We start from the raw sequence: 24,105 nt of genomic DNA, 5'->3' as shown, positions 1-24,105 counted from the left end.
GCAACATGAAAAAAGCCAGCAGAGATCATCTGCTGGCGGTGTAAATGCACCCTACTCAGAAAAGCACTCCACTGAACAGCGAAGTGAGGGTCGAACGCCATTCACTGCTGAATGCCTCCCGCTCTTCCCATAGCGCAAAGTTTGCTCTTAAAATGGGGCAGAAAAAACAGAGCGCTTTTCACCGGGAGTTCCTCTTTTATGTCCTCATCACGTCTGAAGCAGCAGTTCATTCGCCTGTGGCAGAGCTGCCAGGGGCAAACGCAGGAGATTACCCTCAGCGAACTGGCTGACCTGCTGCATTGCTCTCGCCGTCATATGCGTAATCTGCTCAACCGGATGCAGGCTGCAGGCTGGCTGATCTGGCAGGCGGAAGCCGGGCGCGGCAGGCGATCGCAACTCACCTTCTGCTACACCGGTCTGGCGTTGCAGCAGCAGCGTGCTGAGGATCTGCTGGAACAGGATCGCATCGATCAACTGGTCCAGCTGGTGGGCGATAAAAACCAGGTGCGGCAGATGATTGGGGCACACCTGGGGCGCAGTTTCCGCCAGGGCAAGCATATCCTGCGGGTGCTCTACTATCGTCCGCTGCTTAACCTGCTGCCCGGTTCGCCGCTGCGGCGCTCGGAAACGCATATTGCGCGACAGATTTTTAACGGCCTGACGCGGATAAATGAGGAAAACGGGGAAATCGAACCCGATATTGCGCACCACTGGCAGCAGACTTCCCCACTTCACTGGCGCTTCTTTGTGCGTCCGGCGATTCGCTTCCATCACGGCAGAGAACTGGAGATGGAGGATGTGCTCGCCACGCTGGAGCGTCAGCGCGCCCATCCACTCTTTTCCCATATCGCGCAGATTGACTCGCCTGCCCCCTGGACGCTGGATATCCGTTTAAGCCAGCCCGACGAGGGATTACCCTGGCTGCTCGGCAGCGTCAGTGCGATGATCCTGCCGCGCGAATGGCCGACACTGCGTGATTTTGCCCGTCAGCCTGTTGGCACCGGTCCCTACCGGGTGATCCGCAATCAGGAGAGCCAGCTGAAAATCGAAGCGTTTGATGACTACTTCGGTTTTCGCGCCCTGATTGATGATGTCTCTATCTGGGTCCTGCCCGACATCAGCGATGAGCTGGTCTATGCCGGTGTCCGACTGCAGGGCGACAGCGTCGATGAAGTTCAGGAGGAGAGCCGCCTTGAAGAGGGCTGCTACTATCTGCTGTTCGATCAGCGTTCAGAGCAGGGTCGCAACGAGGCGGTGCGGCGCTGGGTCAGCTACCTGTTTAACCCCATCGCCCTGCTCAATCATGCCGGCGTCGGCTATCAGCGCTACTGGTTTCCGGCGTATGGTCTGCTGCCGCGCTGGCATCATCGCCGTGATCTGACGCCCGTGGAAAAACCGCCCGGCTTAACGCACCTGACGCTGACCTGGTACAGCCAGCACGTGGAGCACGAAGGTATCGCTAATGCACTGCGTCCGCTGCTGGCAGCGCATGGCGTCACGCTGGAGACCCGTGAGATCAGCTACGAAAGCTGGTATCAGGGCGAGGCGGAAAGTGATATCTGGCTGGGCAGCGTGAACTTTACCCTGCCGCTGAATTACTCCCTGTTCGCGCAACTTTATGAGATTCCACTACTGCATCACTGCCTGCCGATCGACTGGCATGGCGATGCGGCCCGCTGGCGTGAGAAAACACTGCCGCTGGCCGAATGGAGCAAGCAATTAGTCGAAGAAGCCGGTCTGCATCCGCTGTTTCATCACTGGCTGCTGCTGGAAGGACAGCGCAGCATGCGCGGCGTACGGATGAATACCCTGGGCTGGTTTGATTTTAAATCGGCCTGGTTCGCGCCACCAGCGCTGTGACGCTTTCGCCCCGGCGCTGAAATGACTAGAATGTGACGTTCTCAACGGGGTGCGGCCTGCCACAAGCAAGCCGCTGAGAGAGACCCGTCGAACCTGATTCGGTTAATACCGACGTAGGGATTTGAGAGGCCTCTGTGCTCAGATCCTTTGCGACTCATCCCCTATTCTCCTGAAGGAGCGCAAAGTGTTAAACAAAGTTCTGCCGGTGCTGCTGTTACTCTCTGCCCCCGTTCTGGCGGCTAAGCCAGTTCTCACGGTCTACACCTACGACTCCTTCTCCGCCGACTGGGGCCCTGGCCCGGCAGTGAAAAAAGCCTTTGAAGCCCAGTGCGACTGCGAACTGAAATTCGTCACGCTGGAAGATGGCGTCTCGCTGCTGAACCGCGTCCGCATGGAAGGCAAAAACAGTAAAGCGGATGTGGTGCTGGGGCTGGATAACAATCTGGTGCAGGCGGCGCAAAAAACTGGCCTGTTTGCCGAAAGTCAGGTCGACACCTCGACATTAAAACTGCCCGATGGATGGCACAACACCACCTTCGTGCCGTTCGATTATGGCTACTTCGCCTTTGTCTATGACAAAACCCGGCTGAAAAATCCGCCAAAAAGCCTGAAAGAGCTGGTCGACAGCCCGGAGAAGTGGCGGGTGATCTACGAAGATCCCCGCACCAGCACGCCCGGCTTAGGTCTGCTGCTATGGATGCAGAAGGTCTATGGCGATCAGGCCCCGCAGGCGTGGCAAAAGCTGGCGCAGAAAACCGTGACGGTCACTAAAGGCTGGAGTGAAGCCTATGGCCTGTTCCTGAAGGGCGAAGGCGATCTGGTGCTGAGTTACACCACCTCACCGGCTTACCACATCATCGAAGAGAAAAAAGAGAACTATGCTGCCGCGTCTTTTGCCGAGGGACACTATCTGCAGGTTGAAGTGGCCGCGCAGTTAACCAGCAGCAAACAGCCCGCGCTGGCACAGCAGTTTATGAAGTTTATGGTCTCGCCTGACTTCCAGCGCACTATCCCCACCGGCAACTGGATGTACCCGGTGATCGACACGCCTCTGCCTGCCGGTTTCACGGCGCTCAGCGTGCCTTCAACTGCTCTGCAGTTCTCGCCGGAAGAGGTTGCCAGCCAGCGTTCGGGCTGGATTAGCCAGTGGCAACGCGCCGTCAGCCGCTGATGCCGCGCTGGCTGATCCCCGGTTCCCTCGCCATGGTGTTACTGACACTCGTGGCGTTTCTGGCCTTCGGTGCACTCTGGAGCGCCGCACCGGACACGGATTTACGCGGCGTGCTGCAGGATGACTACCTGCATCACGTTATCGCGTTCTCTTTCGCTCAGGCGCTGCTCTCCGCCCTGCTGTCGCTGCTGCCTGCGGTGCCGCTGGCGCGGGCGCTCTATCGACGTCGTTTCCCTGGCCGCCAGCTGCTGCTGCGCCTGTGCGCCATGACGCTGGTGCTGCCGGTGCTGGTCGCGGTGTTCGGCCTGCTGACCGTTTACGGTAGCAATGGCTGGCTGGCGCAGCTGTGCCAGATGGCAGGGCTAGGTTATCACTTCTCGCCCTATGGTCTGCCGGGCATCTTGCTGGCGCACGTCTTCTTTAACCTGCCGCTGGCGACCCGCCTGATGCTGCAGGCGCTGGAGAGCATCCCGGCGGAACAGCGTCAGCTGGCGGCACAGCTTGACCTGCGCGGCTGGCACCATTTTCGTCTGCTGGAGTGGCCGTGGCTGCGGCGTCAGCTGCTGCCGACCGGCGCGCTGATCTTTATGCTCTGTTTCGCCAGCTTTGCCACCGTGCTGTCGCTGGGTGGCGGTCCTCAGGCGACCACCATCGAACTGGCGATATTCCAGGCGCTGAGTTATGACTACGATCCCGGACGTGCGGCGCTGCTGGCGCTGATTCAGCTCGGCTGCTGTCTGACGCTGGTGCTGCTCAGTCAGCGCTTCAGCAAGGCGATTCCTGCCGGAACCAGTCAGCTGAACGACTGGCGCGATCCGCAGGATTCCCGTGCAGCACAGCTGATGGATGCGCTGCTGATCGGGCTGGCACTGATTCTGCTACTGCCTCCGCTGGCGGCTGTGATCGTCGATGGTCTGCACGGCGGACTACGTGGCGCGCTGGCGCAACCTGCACTGTGGCAGGCCACCTTTACCTCACTGCGCATCGCCATGGGTGCCGGTTTACTCTCAGTGGTCCTGACCATGATGCTGCTGTGGAGCAGTCGGGAACTGCGTCTGCGTCAGCGTCCGGCGGCGGCACAGTTGATCGACACCAGCGGCATGCTGATCCTGGCGATGCCAGGCATTGTGCTTGCCACCGGCTTTTTCCTGCTTTTCAACGCCACCATCGGCCTGCCCGAGTCGGCCGACGGGCTGGTGATCTTTACCAATGCGCTAATCGCCATTCCCTATGCGCTGAAAGTGCTGGATAACCCGATGCGGGACGTCGCAGAGCGCTACGGCAGACTCTGCGATTCGCTGGATATCCACGGCTGGAACCGGCTGCGGCTGATCGAACTGCGGGCGCTGAAACGTCCGCTGGCCCAGGCGCTGGCCTTTGCCTGTGTGCTGTCGATTGGTGATTTTGGCGTGGTGGCGCTGTTTGGCAATGCCGACTTCCGCACGCTGCCGTTCTACCTTTATCAGCAGATTGGCGCCTATCGCGGCGCTGATGGCGCGGTTACCGCTCTGCTGTTGCTGCTGCTCTGCTTATTGCTGTTCACGCTAATGGAAAAATTACCAGGCCGACATGCTGACACTTGATAACCTCACTTACCTTTATCAGCATCTGCCGATGCGCTTCAGCCTCACTGCCGCGCGCGGCGAGCGGATCGCGATTCTCGGACCCAGCGGAGCCGGTAAAAGCACGCTGCTGAGCCTGATCGCTGGTTTTCTACCGGTGAAACAGGGCACCCTGATGATTGACGGTCAGGAGCACACCCATAGCGTCCCGGCCAGACGACCGGTTTCGATGCTGTTTCAGGAGAACAACCTGTTTCCGCACCTCAGCGTACAGCAGAACATGGCGCTGGGGCTGCATCCAGGATTAAAACTCAACGCTGAGCAGCGTCAGCAGCTGGCCACGCTGGCCGATCAGGTGGGATTAGGCGATCTGCTCACCCGTCTGCCGGGCGAACTGTCGGGCGGACAGCGTCAGCGCGTGGCGCTGGCACGCTGTCTGCTGCGCGACCGGCCGGTGCTGCTGCTGGATGAGCCTTTTTCTGCACTGGATCCGGCGCTGCGTGGCGAGATGCTGCAACTGGTGCGTTCGGTGTGCGAAGCGCGCAGCATCACGCTCCTGATGGTGTCGCACAGTCTGGAAGATGCACAGCAGATTGCGCCGCGCAGTGTGGTGATTGTGGATGGACGGGTTTACTGGGATGGCGAGACCCGACTGCTGCTGTCGGGCGAGACGCGGGAGGCTGAGGTGCTCGGCATCCCGCGTCGTTAAGCGTCAGGCGAAGAACACCTGCCACAGCAGATGACGGAAAACCGGCATCATCGGATGGAACTGAATACCCACAAACGCCGCAACGGCGATCACCAGCCCCAGCGGTCCTGCCCAGCGTAAACGTTCAGGCGGCAGCCAGGCGGTCGCCCAGTCGCGGCTCTTGCCGCTGCGCCACCAGCGCCAGCATAACCAGCCACCCAGCCAGATCAGCAGGGCTGCGCCGAGTAACAGCCACTTAAAGCTGCCGCCCTGCGCGGCTTTGGGCACATCGATCGCCACCCCCGCCAGAATCCCGGGCAGCAGATAGAGCGGCGGCCAGAGGATGCAGCCAATAATGTTCGGCGGCAGGAATTTACGCACTGGCAGCTCCAGCATACCGGCCGCCAGCGGAATCAGCGGACGTGTCGGCCCCACAAAGCGCCCGACCAGAATCGTAAACATGCTGTGCTGATGCAGGGCATGCTCGGTTTTATCCAGCAGGCCTTTATATTTTTGCAGATACTTCCAGCGATGCAGCGGCCCCTGGAATTTCCAGCCGATGCCGTAAGAGACCCAGTCACCAATCAGGCAGCCCGCAAAGCCCGCCGCCCAGGCAGGATAGAGACCAAGCTCGCCACTGCCCACCAGCGCACCCAGACTGGCCATCATTACCGTACCTGGCAGCAACAGCCCGACCAGCGCCAGCGACTCCAGAAACGTCACCAGCGCAACGGCAAACAGCGCCCACTCCAGGGACTGCGTAATCAGTTGTTGAATCCAGGCTTCCATAATCATCCTAAGTAAAAGCAGAAGGCTGGATTGTCCAGAGCCAGCCACACAGCGTCAAGGCAAGAATTGTAGGACAATGTTGACAAAAGCGGCGGCGGGAACTGTATAAATATCCATGATATACTTAAGCAGTTTTCTCATCCCTGAATTGCTGAGTCCGGAGAACATCTGAATATGGCCCGCGCAGGTTTTCTGCTCACCCGCCACTGGCGCGACAGCCCGCAAGGCACTGAAATTATCCTCTGGCTCGCCACGGATGCTGGCGCGCAGCGCGTGGTACTGCCGGTACAGGAGTCCGTTGCGTTTATTCCCGAGGAATTTCAGGCGCAGGTCAGCGAATTACTCAAAGATGAACGTCAGTTTCGGATTCAGTCGCTGGCGCTGAAAGATTTCCGCCGCCGCACGGTTTTTGGCCTCTACTGTCCACAGAACCGTCAACTACAGCGCATCGAAAAACGGCTGCGCGAACAGGGTATTCCGGTCTATGAGGCGGATATCCGCCCGCCGGAGCGCTACCTGATGGAGCGTTTTATTACCGCGCCGGTCTGGTTTGACGGCGAGCAGCGCGGCGACAGCGTGGTCAATGCGCGGCTCAAACCCCACCCCGACTATCGCCCGCCACTGAAATGGGTCTCACTGGATATTGAAACCACGCAGCATGGCGAGCTTTACTGCATCGGGCTGGAGGGTTGCGGTCAGCGCCAGGTCTTTATGCTCGGCCCGCCAAACGGTGATGCCAGCGCGCTGGACTTCGAGCTGATCTATCTCGACAGCCGCCCGCAGCTGCTTGAAGCGCTGAACCAGTGGTTTGCAGAGCATGACCCGGACGTGCTGATTGGCTGGAACGTGGTGCAGTTTGACCTGCGGGTGCTGCAGAAGCATGCCGATCGCTACGGCATACCGTTGCGTCTTGGCCGCCAGCAGGCCGCGCTGGAGTGGCGTGAACACGGCTTCAAGCCCGGCGTTTTTTTCGCGCAGGCCAGCGGCCGGTTAATTATCGATGGCATCGACGCCCTGAAATCGGCGTTCTGGGATTTTCCGTCGTTCAGCCTGGAGTCGGTGTCGCAACAGCTGCTGGGTGAAGGAAAAGCGATTGATAATCCCTGGGATCGCATGGAGGAGATCAACTGGCGCTTTGCCAACGATAAACCGGCGCTGGCACGCTACAACCTGAAAGACTGCGAGCTGGTGACGCGCATTTTTCACAAAACCGCAATTATGCCGTTTCTGCTGGAGCGTGCGGCGGTGAATGGCCTGGCCGTCGATCGCCACGGCGGTTCGGTGGCGGCTTTTGGTCATCTTTATATTCCGCGGATGCATCGCGCCGGGTTTGTCGCCCCGAACATGGGCGATGTCGCCCCGGAAGCCAGCCCGGGCGGCTATGTGATGGATTCGCGCCCCGGCCTGTATGACTCGGTGCTGGTGCTGGATTACAAAAGCCTCTATCCGTCGATTATCCGCACCTTCCTGATCGACCCGGTGGGTCTGGTAGAGGGACTGGCCCATCCGGATGATGCCGATTCAGTCGAAGGTTTCCGCGAAGCGCGTTTCTCACGGCATACCCATTGCCTGCCCGCGATTGTTGAGCAGATCTGGCTGGGTCGTGAGGCAGCGAAAAAGCAGAAAAATCAGCCGCTGTCTCAGGCGCTGAAGATTATCATGAACGCCTTTTATGGCGTGCTGGGTACCAGCGCCTGCCGCTTCTTCGATCCGCGTCTCGCCTCCTCGATTACCCTGCGCGGTCACGCCATCATGCAGCAGACCCGCACGCTGATTGAAGCGGAAGGCTATGACGTTATCTATGGCGACACCGACTCCACCTTTGTCTGGCTCAAGTCGGCGCACAGTGAAGAAGATGCTGCCACGATTGGTCAGCAGCTGGTGCAGAAAGTAAATGACTGGTGGCGTGACCACCTCCAGCAGACGCAGGGGCTGACCAGCACTCTGGAGCTGGAGTATGAAAGCCACTTCTGCCGCTTCCTGATGCCGACCATTCGCGGCGCGGAACAGGGCAGCAAGAAACGCTACGCCGGACTGATTCGTGACGCTGCCGGTGAGCGCATGGTCTTCAAGGGGCTGGAGTCGGTGCGAACCGACTGGACGCCGCTGGCCAAACAGTTTCAGCAGCAGCTCTACCATCGCATTTTTCACCGTGAGCCGTGGCAGGACTACATCCGCACGACCGTAGCGCAGCTGCTGGCGGGTGAACTCGACGATCAGCTGATCTATAAAAAGCGTCTGCGGCGGGCGCTGAATGAATATGAACGAAACGTGCCCCCGCATGTGCGTGCCGCCAGGCTGGCCAATGAGCAGAATCGTAAATTAAACCGGCCATTGCAGTATCAGAAGGGAGGCCGTATTCGTTACGTTATGGCGACGGCAGGCCCGGAACCACTGGAAGCGCGCAGCACGCCGCTGGACTATGACCACTATGTAACGAAGCAACTTCAGCCTGTCGCTGAGGGGATTCTGCCCTTTGTTGAAGGGGACTTTGCTACACTGATTACAGGGCAACTGGGGCTTTTTTGACAGGTGACGAACGCCCTGCCATCCAGTACCATAGCGCCCTTCCTGAAACTCACCGCTCTTACTCCCGCTCCAGACCTCGTTTGTCTGGCGGTAACGCTATTGCCTGAGCTTTGGGAACACCTCTAAAAACGTTAAAATTCGAGCAAAAAATATATGGTTTTTACATTAGGTCAGCGCTGGATTAGTGATACGGAAAGTGAACTGGGACTGGGCACCGTGGTGGCGATCGATACCCGCATGATCACCCTGCTGTTTCCGGCCACGGGGGAAAACCGCCTCTACGCCCGCAACGATTCGCCGGTTACCCGCGTCATCTTTAATCCGGGTGATACCATCACCAGCCACGAAGGCTGGCAGATGCGCGTCGATGAAGTACGCAACGAAAATGACCTGATGACCTATATCGGTACCCGGCTGGATACCGAAGAAAGCGACGTGATGCTGCGCGAAGTGATGCTCGACAGCAAGCTGGTATTCAGTAAGCCGCAGGATCGCCTGTTTGCCGGCCAGCTCGACCGGATGGATCGTTTCGCCCTCCGCTTCCGTGCCCGTAAATACCAGAGTGAGCAGTACCGCCTGCCGATCAGCGGCTTACGCGGTATGCGCACCAACCTGATCCCTCACCAACTGCATATCGCCCACGATGTCGGCCGTCGCCATGCGCCGCGCGTGCTGCTGGCCGATGAAGTTGGCCTGGGTAAAACCATTGAAGCCGGGATGATCATCCAGCAACAGCTGCTGGCGGGTCGTGCTGAGCGTGTTCTGATCGTGGTGCCTGAAACCTTACAGCACCAGTGGCTGGTCGAAATGCTGCGCCGCTTCAACCTGCGCTTTGCGCTGTTTGATGACGATCGCTATACCGAAGCGCAGCACGACAGCGATAACCCGTTTGAAACGGAGCAGCTGATTATCTGCTCGCTGGACTTTGTGCGCCGTAACAAACAGCGCCTTGAGATGCTAGCCGATGCCGAATGGGATCTGCTGGTGGTGGATGAAGCGCACCATCTGGCCTGGTCAGAAGGCGAGCCAAGCCGCGAATATCAGGTTATCGAAAAGCTGGCCGAAAAAACTGCCGGCGTTCTGCTGCTGACCGCAACACCAGAGCAGCTGGGTATGGAGAGCCACTTCGCCCGTCTGCGCCTGCTCGACCCGGACCGTTTCCATGACTTTGCCGCCTTTGTAGAAGAGCAGCAGCATTTCCGCCCGATTGCCGATGCCGTCACAGCGCTGCTGGCGGACAACGCGATCTCCCAGGAGGAGATGAACCGGATCAACGATCTGGTCGGCGAGCAGGACATTGAGCCGCTGCTGCAGGTCGCCAACAGCGACCGTGATGGCAAGCTGGAGGCGCGCCAGGAGCTGATCTCCATGCTGATGGATCGCCACGGCACCAGCCGCGTACTGTTCCGTAATACCCGTAATGGCGTTAAAGGCTTCCCGAAACGCGAGCTGCATCAGATCCGTCTGCCGCTGCCTGCGCAGTATCAGACGGCGATTAAAGTCTCCGGCATTATGGGTACGCGCAAAAGCGCCGAGGAGCGGGCGCGCGACCTGCTCTACCCGGAGCAGATTTATCAGGAATTTGAGGGCGACAGCGGGACCTGGTGGAACTTCGACCCGCGCGTCGAATGGCTGATGGGCTATCTCACCAGCAACCGTAAAGAGAAAGTGCTGGTGATCTGCGCCAAAGCCGCCACCGCGCTGCAGCTGGAGCAGGTGCTGCGTGAACGTGAAGGCATCCGCGCCGCGGTGTTCCACGAAGGTCTGTCGATCATTGAACGTGACCGTGCTGCCGCCTGGTTCGCCTCAGAAGAGAACGGCGCGCAGGTGCTGCTGTGCTCCGAGATCGGTTCAGAAGGCCGTAACTTCCAGTTTGCCAGCCGTCTGGTGATGTTCGACCTGCCGTTTAACCCGGACCTGCTGGAGCAGCGTATCGGTCGTCTGGACCGTATCGGTCAGGCGCACGATATTCAGATTCTGGTGCCGTGGCTGGAGCAGACCGCACAGGCGGTGCTGCTGCGCTGGTATCACGAAGGGCTGGACGCGTTTGAGCACACCTGCCCGACCGGCCGTACCATCTATGACAGCGTCCATTCACAGCTGATCGGCTATCTGGCCGCGCCGGAGAACAATGAAGGCTTCGATGCGTTTATCACTGACTGCCGTAAACAGCACGACGCGCTGAAATCGCAGCTGGAACAGGGTCGCGATCGCCTGCTGGAACTTAACTCCAACGGCGGTGAATCGGCGCAGCTGCTGGCCAATGCTATCAGCGAGCAGGATAACGATACTGGCCTGGTGAACTTCGCGCTTAACCTGTTTGATATCGTCGGCATCAATCAGGAAGATCGCAGCGATAACCTGATTGTGCTGACCCCTTCCGACCACATGCTGGTGCCCGATTTCCCTGGCCTGCCGGAAGATGGCTGCACCATTACCTTTAACCGCGATCAGGCACTGTCACGCGAGGATACTCAGTTCATTACCTGGGAACACCCGCTGATCCGTAACGGTCTGGATCTGATCCTGTCAGGCGATACCGGCAGCAGCGCACTGTCACTGCTGAAGAACAAGGCGCTGCCGGTGGGGACGCTGCTGGTCGAGCTGATCTATGTGGTTGAAGCGCAGGCACCGAAGCATCTGCAACTGACCCGCTTCCTGCCACCGACGCCAATCCGTCTGCTGATGGATACCAAAGGCACTAACCTGGCGGGCAAAGTGGAGTTCGAAAGCTTTAACCGTCAGCTGAATGCGGTTAACCGTCACACCGCCAGTAAACTGGTGAATGCGGTTCAGCAGGATGTGCATGCGATTCTGACGCAGGCCGAAGAGAGCGTCGTCAGTGAAGCGCGTGCGGTGATTGATGCGGCACGTGCTGAAGCGAACGAGAAGCTGGGTGCCGAGCTTTCGCGTCTTAACGCGCTGAAAGCCGTCAACCCGAACATCCGCGACGATGAAGTTGAGGCGCTGGAAAGCAACCGCGAACAGGTGCTGGAAAGTCTCGACCAGGCCAACTGGCGTCTCGACGCGCTGCGCCTGATTGTGGTGACACACCAGTAAGCTCAGGGGCCACATGGCCCCTTATTTTTGGAAAGCCCCATGGAACCTTACAATCCACCGCGTGAACCCTGGCTGCACATCCTTTATCAGGATGCGCATATCATGGTGGTGAATAAACCCAGCGGTCTGCTCTCAGTACCCGGTCGTCTGGATGAGCACAAAGATAGCGTGATGACGCGGATACAGCGTGATTTCCCGCAGGCCGAGTCGGTCCACCGACTCGATATGGCGACCAGCGGCGTAATGGTGGTGGCGCTGACCAAGGCGGCGGAACGCGAGCTGAAACGCCAGTTCCGCGAACGGGAGCCTTCCAAAACCTACGTGGCCTGTATCTGGGGACATCCTGAAAAGGAAGAGGGACTGGTTGATCTGCCGCTGATTTGTGACTGGCCAAATCGTCCAAAGCAGATGGTCTGCTTCGAGACCGGCAAAGCCGCGCAGACGGAGTATCAGGTTCTGGAGTATCGTGCGGATAACAGTGCACGCGTGTCGCTGAAGCCGATTACCGGCCGTTCACACCAGCTGCGGGTGCATATGCTGGCGCTGGGCCATCCGATTCTGGGAGACAACTTCTATGCGCACCCGGAAGCCAAAGCGATGGCAGCCCGTCTGCTGCTGCATGCGGAGTCACTGACCATTACCCATCCGGCATTTGGTAATGCTATGACGTTTCGTCAGCCCGCCGATTTTTGAGATGTTCGACCTGTCACCCTGGCCTCCTCTGTTGCAGAAGAGGCCAGGGGAAACAGTGATTATTTAAAGCCTTTCTCTTTGCGAATCAGATCGTACGCCGCCTGAATTTCCTGCGCTTTCTGCTTCGCCATCTCCATCATCTCTGGCGGCAACCCTTTCGCCACCAGCTTGTCGGGATGATGCTCGCTCATCAGTTTGCGATAGGCGCGTTTAATGGTGGTGGCGTCATCACTGCTTTTCACGCCCAGTACACTACAAGCATCTTCCAGCGTTGGGCCGCGTTGTGCCTGCTGGAAACCGCCAGAACTGCGCTGACCACCGCCAAACTGCTGGCCACCTTCCATCATACGCAGGAACTGGTCGAACTGGCCCCGTGAAATGCCCAGCTCTTCAGCAATCACATAGAGCACCTGACGCTCATTGGGATGCAGTGAGCCGTCGGCAAAGGCGGCCTGAATCTGGATCTCCAGGAACATCCGAATCAGATCGAACCGGCCAAAACAGGCGCTGCGCAGTTCACGCAATTTGCTGCGTAACGGGTAATCCGCCTGCTTGCCTTCGCGGAACGCGCGCTGGGCTGCACTGCGGGAGTCACCGTGCAGCTGCATCCGTTCCATTAACAGCGAAGCAATCTGAATATCCGCTTCCGTGACGCGCCCTTTTGACTTGGTCAGATGGCCCATCACCTGAAAGGTCGTGCTGAAAAACAGCGTCTGTCGGGTCTGATTATTTGAGAAGTAAGCCTTGCCTTGTGCGCCGCGTACTTTGTCAATCATATGGCCAATGATCAAACCGATCACAATACCCCAAAAGCCTGCGCCGGAAAGTAATCCCACCGCCAGACCCATAACTTTTCCCCAGTAGCGCATAAACTCCTCAATTCGCCATGCTTGCGGCTGAAAATTGCATTATCATACCTGTCATTTATCTCAGCGCCTAACGGCAACGCTGACAGACCAGGATTAACACTGGCGCAACGCCGGGCAGTAAGTTAGTCTCTGACCCGATTGTCGGCATGATGCCAGTTTTCATGGAATTCTCGATACCGCGTATGAAAAAACATATACCTACCCTGCTGGCCACACTGATCGGCGCAGCCATTAGCCAGCAAGCCTTTGCCGACGATTTGATGTCGCAGTGTATGTTAGGCGTGCCGAGTTACAACCGCCCGCTGGTGAACGGTGATACGAACCAGCTGCCTGTCACCATCCACTCCGATGCCGCGAAAGGGAACTATCCCAATGATGCGGTCTTTACCGGCAACGTAAACATTGAGCAGGGCAACAGCCGTATGCAGGCGGATGAAGTTCAGCTTCATCAGCGTCAGCAGGAAGGCCAGACCGCGCCGGTGCGTACCGTCGATGCCCTGGGTAATGTGCACTACGATGACAACCAGGTCATCCTGAAAGGTCCGAAAGCCTGGTCAAACCTGAACAGCAAAGATACCAACGTCTGGAATGGTCAGTACCAGATGGTGGATCGTCAGGGACGTGGTACCGCCGATCAGATGAAGCTGCGCGGCGATAACCGCTATACCATTCTGGAAAACGGTACCTTTACCTCCTGTCTGCCTGGCTCCAACAGCTGGAGCGTAGTGGGTTCAGAAGTGATCCAGGATCGCGAAGAGGAAGTGGCGGAGATCTGGAATGCTCGCTTTAAGCTCGGTTCGGTTCCGGTGTTCTACAGCCCCTATCTGCAGTTACCGATTGGCGATCGCCGCCGGTCCGGTTTCCTGATCCCGAACGCAAAATATGGCAGCAATAACGGCTTTGAGTTCGTTCTGCCCTACTACTGGAACATCGCGCCACAGGCCGATGCGACCATCACGCCGCACTACATCAGTAAGCGCGGCATGAAGTTTGAAAATGAATTCCGTTATCTGACTACGCTGGGTGCCGGTCTGATGGAGTTCGACTACCTCGGCTCCGATAAACAGTACGATAACGACAAAGCGTTGCGCGGCATCGCTGAAAACGATAGCTCCGATCGCTGGCTGTTCTACTGGCGTCATGCCGGTGTTTATGACCAGCACTGGCGTTTCAACGCGGACTACACCAAGGTCAGCGACAAGTATTACTTCAACGACCTCGATTCGAAGTACTACAGCTCGACCGACAACTACGCCACGCAGAAATTCAGCGTTGGCTATGCGGACACCAACTGGGACGCCACGCTCTCCACCAAAGATTTCCAGGTATTTGGCAATACCACCAGCAATAATGTCTATCGTGCGATGCCGCAGCTGGACGTCAATCTCTATCAGAACGATATCGGCCCGTTTGATGGCCGCGTTTATGCACAGGCGGTGAAGTTCACCAACGTCAACAGCCGCTATCCTGAAGCCACCCGTTTACATGTTGAGCCAACGCTGAACCTGCCACTGTCCAATGGCTGGGCCAGCCTGGATACCGAAGCGAAGTTCCTGGCGACCCACTATCAGCAGACTGACGTTGATTACTATAACAACGCTGCTAATGGTCTCCGGGGTGATAAGAGCGGCGAACTGGATGAATCTGTAAACCGCACCCTGCCGCAGTTTAAAGTGGATGGCCGGCTGGTGTTTGACCGCGATATGAATTCGGCTGCGGGCTATACCCAGACACTGGAACCGCGCGTGCAGTACCTCTATATCCCGTATCGCAATCAGAGCAACATCTATCCCTACGACTCAACATTGCTGCAAACCGACTACACCGGTCTGTTCCGCGATCGTACTTATAGCGGGCTGGATCGCATCGCGTCGGCCAATGAAGTGGCTACCGGTGTCACCTCGCGTATTTATGATACCGATCTGGTTGAACGTTTTAACGTTTCTGTGGGTCAAATCTACTCGTTTACCCCTTCTCGTACTGGTGTGAATCAAACCAGTAAAGAAGATGATACCGGCAGCCTGATTTGGGCTGGTGATACATACTGGAAAATCAGCGATCGCTGGGGCGTCAGAGGTGGGCTGCAATATGACACCAAACTCGACAACGTCTCCCAGGGCAATACCGTACTGGAATACCGTCGTGACGCCGACCGCATGGTACAGCTGAGCTACCGTTACAGCAGCCCGGAATATGTAGCGACCGCGCTGAACGATAGCAGCCTGGTGACAAACCCTATCTTTAAAAACGGGATTTCACAGGTGGGTACCACGGCCAGCTGGCCGATTGCGGATGCATGGTCTGTGGTAGGTGCTTACTACTACGATACCCGCAATACGCGTCCGGCGTCGCAGCTGGTTGGCCTGCAGTACAGCTCATGCTGTTACGCGATTCGGGTCGGTTACGAACGCAAAATTAACGGTTGGGAAAACAACGACAGTAAATATGACAACCAAATCTCATTCAACATTGAGCTGCGTGGTCTGAGTCCTAACTATGGCTTAGGCACCAACGATATGCTGCGTCAGGGCATTATCCCTTACCAGCCCGCTTTCTGATGTTGTGATGTTTGACAGGCAATCCCGCAGTGCGGAACCAACAATGGATAAAGTATGAAGAACTGGAGAATGCTGATTCTTGGTGTGGCAATCAGTGCCAACACCGCGTTCGCAGCACCACAAGTCGTTGATAAAGTTGCAGCCGTGGTCAATAACGGCGTGGTTCTTGAGAGTGACGTGGACGGCATGATGGGCACGGTTAAATCTCAGGCTCAGCAGGCAGGTCAGCAGTTGCCGGATGATAAAACGTTGCGCCATCAGATTCTGGAACGTCAGATCATGGACAACATCATTCTGCAGATGGGTGAAAAAGCAGGGATCCAGATCAGCGACGAGCAGCTGGACCAGGCGATTCAGAACATTGCTGCGCAGAACCGCATGAGCCTTGATCAGCTGCGCAGCCGTCTGGCTTATGACGGCATGAACTACAGCGTTTATCGCTCTCAGATCCGTAAAGAAATGACCATTGCTGAAGTGCGCAACAACGAAGTACGTCGTCGCGTCACCATTCTGCCGCAGGAAGTCGATACGCTGGCTAACCAGATCGGCTCTCAGAACAGTCAGGGCACCGAACTGAACGTCAGCCATATTCTGCTGCCGCTGCCGGAAAACCCGACGCAGCAGCAGGTTGATGAGCAGGAAACGCTGGCGAAACAGCTGGTTGGCGAACTGAAAAATGGTGCGGACTTCGGCAAGATGGCCGTAACCTACTCTGCCGACTCTCAGGCGCTGAAAGGCGGCAACATGGGCTGGGGTAAAATCGAAGAGTTACCAACCCTGTTTGCACAGGCGCTGTCGAGCGCGAAAAAAGGCGATATCGTCGGACCCGTTCGCTCCGGTGTCGGCTTCCACATCCTGAAAGTAAACGACCTGCGTGGCGAGAGCAAAAATGTCTCTGTCACTGAAGTCCATTCACGTCACATTCTGCTGAAGCCGTCGCCGATTCTGACAGACGAACAGGCACGCGCGCAGCTGGAACAGATCGCTGCTGACATCCGCAGTGGCAAAACCACTTTCGCCGCGGCGGCCAAACAGTACTCTGATGACCCGGGTTCGGCGAACCAGGGGGGCGATCTCGGCTGGACCTCCCCGGAAGTCTTTGATCCGGCGTTTCGTGATGCGCTGCTGCGCCTGAAGAAAGGTCAGACGAGTCAGCCGGTCCACTCCTCTTTCGGCTGGCATCTGATTCAGTTGCTGGACAGCCGTCAGGTGGATAAAACCGATGCAGCCCAGAAAGAGCGTGCTTACCGTATGCTGTTTAACCGTAAGTTTGCGGAAGAAGCACAGACCTGGATGCAGGAACAACGCGCCAGCGCCTACGTGAAAATTCTGGATGGCAATGCGCAGTAATCTTCGTGTGGTGATCACGCCCGGCGAACCTGCCGGGATTGGTCCCGATCTCACGGTTCAGCTGGCTCAGCAGTCGTGGCCGGTTGAACTGGTGGTGTGCGCCTCGCCAGCACTGTTGCAGCAGCGTGCGGCCCAACTTGGTCTGCCGCTGACGCTACGGACCTACCAGCCTGACGCGGCGGCAGAGCCGCAGCAGGCGGGTACGCTGACTGTCCTGCCCATTGAAACGGCAGAGACGGTTACGCCAGGTGAACTCTGCGTCGCCAACAGCGACTATGTACTGGCTACGCTGGCGCGCGCGTGTGACGGTTGTCTCGACGGTGAATTTGCTGCCCTGATAACCGGCCCGGTGCACAAAGGTGTCATCAATGATGCCGGTATCGCCTTTACCGGCCATACCGAATTTTTCGCCGATCGCGCTGGCGGGCATCGGGTGGTCATGATGCTGGCGACAGAAGAGCTTCGAGTCGCACTGGCGACTACGCATCTGCCGCTGAAGGATGTCCCTGCGGCGGTCACCCGCGACTGTCTGCATGAAGTGATCACGATTCTGCATCGCGATCTGCAGCAGAAATTTGCGATTGCCGAACCGCATATTTACGTCTGTGGTCTTAACCCTCATGCGGGTGAAAGTGGCCACATGGGACGTGAAGAAATCGAGACCATCACGCCAGCACTCAACGAACTGCGTCAGCAGGGCATTAATCTGACCGGCCCACTGCCTGCAGATACCCTTTTCCAGCCTAAATATCTGCAGTATGCCGATGCGGTGCTGGCGATGTATCACGACCAGGGCCTGCCAGTACTCAAATTTCAGGGGTTTGGCCGGGCGGTGAATATCACCCTGGGCCTGCCCTTTATCCGGACTTCCGTTGACCACGGCACCGCGCTGGAACTCGCCGGTCTGGGTCAGGCTGAACCGGGCAGCTTCATCACGGCGCTTAACCTCGCCATCACTATGATCAAGAGCAGTAATGAATAATCGCGTCCATCAGGGGCACTACGCCCGTAAACGTTTCGGGCAAAACTTCCTGAACGATCAGTACATTATCGACAGCATTGTCTCCGCCATCCATCCACAGCGCGACGAAGCGCTGGTGGAAATCGGCCCGGGCCTGGGTGCCTTAACCGAGCCGGTTGGCGAACGCCTCGATAAATTAACGGTAATAGAGCTGGACCGCGACCTCGCTGCGCGTCTGGAAACTCATCCGTTCCTTGGCCCGAAACTGACTATCTTCCAGCAGGATGCCATGACCTTCGACTTCGCTGCGCTGGCGCAGGAGAGAGGCCAGCCGCTGCGGGTATTTGGTAACCTGCCGTACAATATTTCGACCCCGCTGATGTTCCACCTTTTCAGCTATACTGGTTCGATCAAAGATATGCACTTCATGCTGCAGAAAGAAGTGGTCAACCGTCTGGTTGCCGGTCCGGGAAGTAAAGCATATGGTCGTCTGACGGTAATGGCGCAATATTACTGCCAGGTCATCCCTGTGCTGGAAGTGCCTCCGCACTCCTTTACGCCGCCACCGAAAGTGGACTCGGCCGTAGTGCGGCTGGTGCCGTTTGCTGAACCGCCTCATCCGGTCAGCGACGTGCGCATCCTGAGCCGTATTACCACGGAAGCATTCGGCCAGCGCCGCAAAACGCTGCGCAACAGCCTGAGCCACATGGTGGCTGCCGGGGCACTGGAAGAGTTATCCATAGATCCAACCCTGCGTGCCGAGAACGTCTCCGTCGCGCAATATTGTCAGCTGGCGAACTGGCTGGCGAATCATCAGGGAAAATCGCAGGAGTAAGTCATGAGTGAAACGGCCCGCGTCTCCGTCCATGTGCAAAGCCAGTACGTTGCCTCACAATCCTCACCGGATGATGATCGTTACGTCTTCGCCTATACCATTACGATTCGCAATCTGGGCCGTTCCTCCGTGCAACTGCTGGGACGTTACTGGCTGATTACCAACGGTAACGGCCGTGAAACAGAAGTTCAGGGTGAAGGCGTGGTCGGTGAACAGCCGTTTATTGCGCCTGGCAATGAATTTCAGTATACCAGCGGTGCCGTGATCGAAACGCCGATGGGTACCATGCAGGGACATTACGTGATGGTCGACGAACAGGGCGATACCTTCCACGTCGAGATCCCGGTGTTCCGCCTCGCCATTCAGACCCACATTCATTGATTTACACGCTTTTTGCCCGTTAAGTCGGGCACCTTCCTGATGGATAAAACGTTATGAGCACATACCTGATTGGCGATGTTCACGGTTGCTACGATGAATTACGTGCGTTGCTGCAACAGGTCGATTTTAATCCTGAGCAGGATACGCTGTGGCTGACCGGCGACCTGGTGGCACGCGGTCCGGGCTCCCTTGATGTCCTGCGCTACGTGAAATCGCTGGGTGACGCGGTTCGTCTGGTGCTGGGCAATCACGATTTGCATCTGCTGGCGGTCTACGCCGGGATCAGCCGTAACAAGCCTAAAGATCGCCTGACGCCCCTGCTCGAAGCGGACGATGCAGATGAGCTGATCAACTGGCTGCGCCGTCAGCCGCTGTTACAGGTGGATGAAGAGAAAAAGCTGGTGATGGGCCACGCCGGTATCACGCCGCAGTGGGATATCGAGACCGCGAAAAAGTGCGCGCGTGAAGTTGAAGCGGTGCTCGCCAGCGACAGTTATCCGCTGTTCCTGGATGCCATGTATGGCGATATGCCGAACAACTGGAGTGAGGATTTGACCGGCCTGGCGCGTCTGCGCTTCAGCACCAACGCCCTGACCCGCATGCGTTACTGCTTCCCCAACGGCCAGCTGGACATGATCTGCAAAGATGCCCCTGAATCCGCCCTTCCGCCGCTGAAGCCCTGGTTTAACATCGAGGGACCGGTCGCACGTGACTACACCATCGTGTTTGGTCACTGGGCATCACTGGAAGGCAAAGGAACACCCGAGGGTATTATCGGTCTGGATACCGGCTGCTGCTGGGGCGGAACGCTGACCCTGCTGCACTGGGAAGATCAGCGTTATGTGGTGCAGCACTCCAATCGCGAAAAAGCACTGGCCTCCAGCGACAGTCTGGCGCCGCCCACGCTGTAAACTTTGATGCTGGCCCGTCAGGCCAGCATCCTGTTTTAGGCGCCGATAATGCCGCCATCTTCACGGGTGATCATGATCACCGATGAGCGTGGGCGTGGACTGTTATTGGGAAAGTGCGAGTCACCCTCTTCACCAGGATGCTGCACGTTCACGAACAATGTTTTGTAGTCGGGCGTGAAGGTAATGCCGGTCAGCTCGCACGATTTGGGACCGACCATAAAGCGGCGGATCTCTCCGCTGTCAGGATCCCCCACCAGCATCTGATTATTTCCCTGTCCCTGATAATCCTCTTTATTACTGTACTTGCCGTCAGTCAGGATCCATAAGCGCCCGTGCGCATCAAAGCCCAGACCATCCGGACTGTTGAAGGTGTTCTCCGCAGTGATATTAGGTGTGCCGCGATAGATCCCCTTGGGATGCGCTATCGGGTTACCGCACAACGCATAGATATCCCACTCAAAGGTCTGTGCCGTAGCATCACCCTTTTCATCCCAGCGGATAATCTGACCGTAGATATTTTTGGGCCGCGGATTCGCCGCATTGACCGGCATGCCCTCATTGCCGCGCTTGTTATTGTTGGTCAGGGTGCAGTAGGCACGGCCATCGTGCGGGTTAACGGCAATCCACTCGGGCCGGTCCATCCGCGTGGCGTTCACCACATCGGCCGCAGCACGCGCATTGATCAGGACATCAGCCTGACTGTTAAAGCCCTTCTCAGCGGTGAGTCCATTTTCGCCCCACTTCAGCGCCAGCCAGCGCCCGGTGCCTTTCAGCGGTGTGCCCTGCGCATCGCCGTTGAACTGCGCCACATAGAGCGTGCCCTTATCCAGCAGTCCCTGACTGGCTTTGGCATCATCCGGAATGACCTTGTCATCGGAGACATATTTATAGATATATTCGCCGCGCTCATCGTCGCCCATGTAAACCACCAGTTGCCCGGTTTTCGCGACCGTCACAGCCGCGTTCTCGTGCTTAAAGCGGCCCAGCGCGGTGCGTTTGACCGGCACGGCGTGAGGATCAAAGGGATCGATCTCGACAATCCAGCCGTGGCGATTAAATTCGTTGGGATTTTTCGCGATATCGAAGCGGGGATCAAAGTCAGACCAGTTGCGCTCCGGCTCGGCGGCATTCAGGGTGTAACGCTTCTGCTGTGGAGTCGGGGTAAAGTCTGCCTGATGAGTGCCAAAGTAGGTGTCGTAGTTCTCTTCACAGGTGAGATAGGTGCCCCACGGCGTTTTACCGTTGGCACAGTTACCAAAGGTGCCAAGGACATGCATTCCATGGGGATCAGCCGCGGTCTTCAGCGCGTTATCACCGGCGGCCGGACCGGAAAACCGCATAGGTGTATTGGCAGTAATGCGGCGATTGTAGTCAGAAGGACGTACCACCTGCCAGCGATTGTCTTCACCCCGTTTAACTTCAACGATGGAGACGCCGTGTGCCGCCTGTGACTTCCTCACATCTTCCAGGCTGGTCGCTTTGCTACCGCCGTGGGCAAACAGCGTCGGCTCATTCACGTACTCATTGTTAATCGCCATCACGCCGCGATGCTCATCAATGGCGAAGAAGCTCATGCCATCGTTGTTATCACCGAACTGCTTTTCCTGCTCTTCTGCGCTGTTATTGCCCAGCGGGTCAAACGCGGCCGCGCCATTCACCAGCGGATCACCCCAGGAGATCAGCACGTCAGCACGATAGCCGGGAGCGACCACAACCTCATCGGCCGTGGATGCAGCAATCGCCTGAAAGCCCAGCAGTGGGCTGCCGACAGGCTTCGTCTGAGCCAGTGCGCTGGATGAGAGCGTCAGGCCGCCGCTGAGAAAGCCGGTCAGCCCTATTGCACCGGAACCGGCAAGAAATTTACGGCGATGTGGATCACGAAGGCGGTCAGTGCTTAATGCGGAGAGTTCGGTTTTCATTATTGATTGCTTCCTTTATGACGTTCCCAGAAAAGAAGCAATGCTAATAAACAGAGATGACAGCCAGGTTACAGCCGGGCTGGAAGAGGATTAACGGCGACGGTCGAGGATCTCAAAGCAGTAGCTGTGGGAGTTCTGCTCATCAGCGTCGTGGAATTCGCTGAACGTGGACTGCCACTCATCCGGCTCGTAATCCGGGAACTGCGTATCGCCTTCCACTTCCGCATCAATGTGCGTCAGATAGAGACGATCGGCACGCTTCAGCATCTGCTCGTAGACGCGTCCACCCCCAATCACCATGATCTCTTCTGCATCACCGGCTGCCTGTAACGCCTCATCCAGCGACGTAACCCAGGTGACGCCTTCCGTGGTGCCTGGCTTACTGCTGACCACGATGTTCAGCCGGCCAGGTAACGGGCGCCCGATGGATTCAAAGGTCAGTCGGCCCATAATGACCGGTTTCTTCAGCGTATTGCGTTTGAACCACGCCAGATCTGCAGGCAGGTCCCACGGCATGGCGTTCTCCATCCCAATAATGCGATCTGCTGCTAATGCCGCGATAAGACTAATCATGTTAACCACTCACTGAAAAAAATTGGCGCCATGATACGTAAAGGTGAAACTTTCGTCGATAGGGGGAAAGGTCTATTTGCGTAAACCTTTTCAGGACGCCGTTTTTCACGGCCTGTGCAGCGTTTTTCACCGCGTAATCGCGTCAGTTTGCTGCAGCACGCCAGCGATTTGCCTCAGGCTGGCACAAAAAGCGTGCGCAAAAGAAAACGGCTTCCAGGGGAAGCCGTCAGAGTTATCAGAAGTCGTAGCGCAGACGCACCAGATTCATATCACCCAGGTTATCAGTGCTGGAGGTGAAGACATGTTCGTAATCAACACGGAAACCATAGTCGAGGAACAGCGTCACACCCAGGCCATTGTCGATGCGCAGGTAATCACGGCCTGTCGCATACTCGATGCGGTCACCCATGACATAAGGCTGGACGGCTTTCAGACCGTACTGCGCCACCGGGATCTTGTAACCGGCGAAATACTCAATGCCCCACGCATCGCCGGCAAAGTAGTTATGGACATCTTTGCGTTTGGTAGTCATGAAGTTTTCATACCAGCCACCACCAGCTGACAGCGTCCAGTTGCCTGGTGTCCAGCTCAGTGCGGTGCCGTAAATGTTCTGGTCGTAATCGTGACTGTCGCCGTTGTTCGGGTTACGCATCGCCGCGCGGGTGTAGTTCCACGCCGTGCCCCAGCTCAGATCCTCTGTGATGTGGTAATCCACGCCCAGCGAGCCGCCGCCTTTGCGCTTATAGCGCAGGCCGTTGCCTGGCAGATACTCGTTATCGTCGAACAGATAAGAAGCGTAGATATCCGCATCGCCGAAGGTATTTTTATACTTCAGCTGCTTACGTGAACGATAAGATCCGTCATAGTCGCCGTTGATTCCGTTGCCCGGTGCCTGACCGACCATATCGTAATCCCAGATATCCGTCTTGGCGCCCACGGTGTCGTAATAGACGCTGTTCTGCTGACCAAAGGTAAGCTGACCCCAGGTTTTACTTTTCAGACCGGTGTAGAGCTGGCGACGCGTGGTGTCGTGGGCGCCTTCCGCATAGTGACCATCCCAGTTGAAGACCGCCGGAACGTTAACGCCCAGCTCGTAGTAGCTGATCCAGCTAACATCATCAAACAGGTAGTAATCCGCGCCGAAACGGAAACGGGTGCCGCCATCGAAACCGTCACGCTTGTAGGATTTGTCACCCACGCCGGTCTGATGATTGACCTGAGCACGGATGCTGCCGCCAACATTCAGGGTAAGACGGCTAAGCGGATCGCCTGCCTGCGGATCCTGTTTTAACAGGGTAATTTCCGCCTGACTGGCGAAAGGAAGAGTAACCATCAGTGCAGCCACTGCACTCAGAGAAAAAGTACGCATTTTCATTTTTTATTTATGTCCTGATAC

18 protein-coding genes and 1 riboswitch are annotated in these 24,105 nt (G+C 57.2%); of the genes, 13 read left to right on the top strand and 5 right to left on the bottom strand.

The genetic code is table 11. The features are described 5' to 3' along the window. Positions 1 to 198 precede the first annotated feature (198 nt). The 4 genes from sgrR (at position 199) to thiQ (ending at position 5,302) form a co-directional block, all read left to right on the top strand. Positions 199 to 1,860 (top strand): HTH-type transcriptional regulator SgrR, encoded by a 1,662-nt coding sequence (gene sgrR / locus BY447_RS13840; protein ID WP_013356751.1) that lies wholly within the window; start codon positions 199 to 201, stop codon positions 1,858 to 1,860. A 35-nt stretch (positions 1,861 to 1,895) separates the two neighbouring features. Continuing rightward, positions 1,896 to 1,998, top strand: a riboswitch (TPP riboswitch). Between the two features lie 46 nt (positions 1,999 to 2,044). Further along, positions 2,045 to 3,031 (top strand): thiamine ABC transporter substrate binding subunit, encoded by a 987-nt coding sequence (gene thiB, locus BY447_RS13835; RefSeq protein WP_033781845.1) that lies wholly within the window; start codon positions 2,045 to 2,047, stop codon positions 3,029 to 3,031. Next, a complete protein-coding gene (thiP, locus tag BY447_RS13830; RefSeq protein WP_110331352.1) occupies positions 3,007 to 4,614 on the top strand; it encodes a thiamine/thiamine pyrophosphate ABC transporter permease ThiP in 1,608 nt (535 codons plus the stop codon). The genes thiB and thiP overlap by 25 nt, the downstream gene beginning before the upstream one ends. Continuing rightward, positions 4,601 to 5,302: a thiamine ABC transporter ATP-binding protein ThiQ gene (gene thiQ / locus BY447_RS13825; RefSeq protein ID WP_110331351.1), complete on the top strand. Its 702-nt coding sequence runs from the start codon at positions 4,601 to 4,603 to the stop codon at positions 5,300 to 5,302. The genes thiP and thiQ overlap by 14 nt, the downstream gene beginning before the upstream one ends. Positions 5,303 to 5,305: 3 nt before the next feature. On the opposite strand, the gene BY447_RS13820 is transcribed toward thiQ, so the two are convergent. Beyond that, positions 5,306 to 6,070: a DedA family protein gene (locus tag BY447_RS13820; protein ID WP_013356747.1), complete on the bottom strand. Its 765-nt coding sequence runs from the start codon at positions 6,068 to 6,070 to the stop codon at positions 5,306 to 5,308. Between the two features lie 168 nt (positions 6,071 to 6,238). On the opposite strand from BY447_RS13820, the gene polB reads away from it, so the two are divergent. From polB to rluA, 3 genes are all read left to right on the top strand, one after another. Next, positions 6,239 to 8,599: a DNA polymerase II gene (gene polB / locus BY447_RS13815; RefSeq protein ID WP_110331350.1), complete on the top strand. Its 2,361-nt coding sequence runs from the start codon at positions 6,239 to 6,241 to the stop codon at positions 8,597 to 8,599. A gap of 153 nt (positions 8,600 to 8,752) precedes the next feature. Beyond that, positions 8,753 to 11,659 (top strand): RNA polymerase-associated protein RapA, encoded by a 2,907-nt coding sequence (gene rapA, locus BY447_RS13810; protein WP_013356745.1) that lies wholly within the window; start codon positions 8,753 to 8,755, stop codon positions 11,657 to 11,659. 39 nt (positions 11,660 to 11,698) lie between these two features. After that, complete coding sequence (gene rluA / locus BY447_RS13805) at positions 11,699 to 12,352, top strand: bifunctional tRNA pseudouridine(32) synthase/23S rRNA pseudouridine(746) synthase RluA (protein WP_013356744.1); 654 nt, start codon at positions 11,699 to 11,701, stop codon at positions 12,350 to 12,352. A gap of 59 nt (positions 12,353 to 12,411) precedes the next feature. Here the strand turns inward: rluA and djlA are convergent, their stop codons facing one another. Beyond that, positions 12,412 to 13,221, bottom strand: a complete 810-nt coding sequence (gene djlA / locus BY447_RS13800) for a co-chaperone DjlA (RefSeq protein WP_110331349.1) — start codon at positions 13,219 to 13,221, stop codon at positions 12,412 to 12,414. A 182-nt stretch (positions 13,222 to 13,403) separates the two neighbouring features. Here djlA and lptD point away from each other — a divergent pair, with 182 nt between their 5' ends. From lptD to apaH, 6 genes are read left to right on the top strand one after another with little or no spacing between them, the layout of a single operon-like run. After that, positions 13,404 to 15,779, top strand: a complete 2,376-nt coding sequence (lptD, locus tag BY447_RS13795) for an LPS assembly protein LptD (RefSeq protein ID WP_110331348.1) — start codon at positions 13,404 to 13,406, stop codon at positions 15,777 to 15,779. Positions 15,780 to 15,833: 54 nt separating this feature from the next. Beyond that, complete coding sequence (gene surA, locus BY447_RS13790) at positions 15,834 to 17,129, top strand: peptidylprolyl isomerase SurA (protein WP_110331347.1); 1,296 nt, start codon at positions 15,834 to 15,836, stop codon at positions 17,127 to 17,129. Then, a complete protein-coding gene (gene pdxA / locus BY447_RS13785; protein WP_110331947.1) occupies positions 17,119 to 18,111 on the top strand; it encodes a 4-hydroxythreonine-4-phosphate dehydrogenase PdxA in 993 nt (330 codons plus the stop codon). The genes surA and pdxA overlap by 11 nt, the downstream gene beginning before the upstream one ends. Next, positions 18,104 to 18,925, top strand: a complete 822-nt coding sequence (gene rsmA / locus BY447_RS13780) for a 16S rRNA (adenine(1518)-N(6)/adenine(1519)-N(6))-dimethyltransferase RsmA (RefSeq protein WP_033781836.1) — start codon at positions 18,104 to 18,106, stop codon at positions 18,923 to 18,925. Before pdxA ends, rsmA begins: the two co-directional genes overlap by 8 nt. Before the next feature lie 3 nt (positions 18,926 to 18,928). Continuing rightward, on the top strand, positions 18,929 to 19,306 hold the full coding sequence (gene apaG, locus BY447_RS13775) for a Co2+/Mg2+ efflux protein ApaG (RefSeq protein ID WP_013356738.1): 378 nt from the start codon (positions 18,929 to 18,931) through the stop codon (positions 19,304 to 19,306). A gap of 53 nt (positions 19,307 to 19,359) precedes the next feature. Beyond that, the gene (gene apaH, locus BY447_RS13770; RefSeq protein WP_033781834.1) at positions 19,360 to 20,217 is read left to right on the top strand and encodes a bis(5'-nucleosyl)-tetraphosphatase (symmetrical) ApaH; all 858 of its coding nucleotides are present in this window, start codon (positions 19,360 to 19,362) and stop codon (positions 20,215 to 20,217) included. Between the two features lie 35 nt (positions 20,218 to 20,252). Here apaH and BY447_RS13765 read toward each other — a convergent pair whose 3' ends face one another. The 3 genes from BY447_RS13765 to BY447_RS13755 all read right to left on the bottom strand — a co-directional run bounded on the left by BY447_RS13765 (position 20,253) and on the right by BY447_RS13755 (position 24,084). Further along, positions 20,253 to 22,136, bottom strand: a complete 1,884-nt coding sequence (locus BY447_RS13765; RefSeq protein WP_110331346.1) for a PhoX family protein — start codon at positions 22,134 to 22,136, stop codon at positions 20,253 to 20,255. Positions 22,137 to 22,226: 90 nt separating this feature from the next. Continuing rightward, positions 22,227 to 22,709, bottom strand: coding sequence for a type 3 dihydrofolate reductase (gene folA, locus BY447_RS13760; protein WP_013356735.1), 483 nt, complete (start codon positions 22,707 to 22,709; stop codon positions 22,227 to 22,229). 235 nt (positions 22,710 to 22,944) lie between these two features. Beyond that, positions 22,945 to 24,084 carry a porin gene (locus BY447_RS13755; RefSeq protein ID WP_110331345.1) on the bottom strand — a complete coding sequence of 380 codons (1,140 nt, stop codon included), beginning with the start codon at positions 24,082 to 24,084 and terminating at the stop codon, positions 22,945 to 22,947. Between the last annotated feature and the right edge of the window lie 21 nt (positions 24,085 to 24,105).

This window comes from Pantoea sp. JKS000250 (assembly GCF_003201065.1).
Taxonomy (GTDB): domain Bacteria; phylum Pseudomonadota; class Gammaproteobacteria; order Enterobacterales; family Enterobacteriaceae; genus Pantoea; species Pantoea vagans.
Note: the sequence above shows the minus strand (reverse complement) of the source record. Positions and strands in the feature narration are given on the sequence as shown.

Bases quoted from the DNA above. Each gene is read 5' to 3' on its own strand.
- sgrR (WP_013356751.1), top strand. From the start codon at position 199: ATGTCCTCATCACGTCTGAAGCAGCAGTTCATTCGCCTGTGGCAGAGC.
- thiQ (WP_110331351.1), top strand. From the start codon at position 4,601: ATGCTGACACTTGATAACCTCACTTACCTTTATCAGCATCTGCCGATG.
- BY447_RS13820 (WP_013356747.1), bottom strand. From the start codon at position 6,070: ATGGAAGCCTGGATTCAACAACTGATTACGCAGTCCCTGGAGTGGGCG.
- rapA (WP_013356745.1), top strand. From the start codon at position 8,753: ATGGTTTTTACATTAGGTCAGCGCTGGATTAGTGATACGGAAAGTGAA.
- rluA (WP_013356744.1), top strand. From the start codon at position 11,699: ATGGAACCTTACAATCCACCGCGTGAACCCTGGCTGCACATCCTTTAT.
- djlA (WP_110331349.1), bottom strand. From the start codon at position 13,221: ATGCGCTACTGGGGAAAAGTTATGGGTCTGGCGGTGGGATTACTTTCC.
- lptD (WP_110331348.1), top strand. From the start codon at position 13,404: ATGAAAAAACATATACCTACCCTGCTGGCCACACTGATCGGCGCAGCC.
- surA (WP_110331347.1), top strand. From the start codon at position 15,834: ATGAAGAACTGGAGAATGCTGATTCTTGGTGTGGCAATCAGTGCCAAC.
- pdxA (WP_110331947.1), top strand. From the start codon at position 17,119: ATGCGCAGTAATCTTCGTGTGGTGATCACGCCCGGCGAACCTGCCGGG.
- rsmA (WP_033781836.1), top strand. From the start codon at position 18,104: ATGAATAATCGCGTCCATCAGGGGCACTACGCCCGTAAACGTTTCGGG.
- apaG (WP_013356738.1), top strand. From the start codon at position 18,929: ATGAGTGAAACGGCCCGCGTCTCCGTCCATGTGCAAAGCCAGTACGTT.
- apaH (WP_033781834.1), top strand. From the start codon at position 19,360: ATGAGCACATACCTGATTGGCGATGTTCACGGTTGCTACGATGAATTA.
- BY447_RS13765 (WP_110331346.1), bottom strand. From the start codon at position 22,136: ATGAAAACCGAACTCTCCGCATTAAGCACTGACCGCCTTCGTGATCCA.
- folA (WP_013356735.1), bottom strand. From the start codon at position 22,709: ATGATTAGTCTTATCGCGGCATTAGCAGCAGATCGCATTATTGGGATG.
- BY447_RS13755 (WP_110331345.1), bottom strand. From the start codon at position 24,084: ATGAAAATGCGTACTTTTTCTCTGAGTGCAGTGGCTGCACTGATGGTT.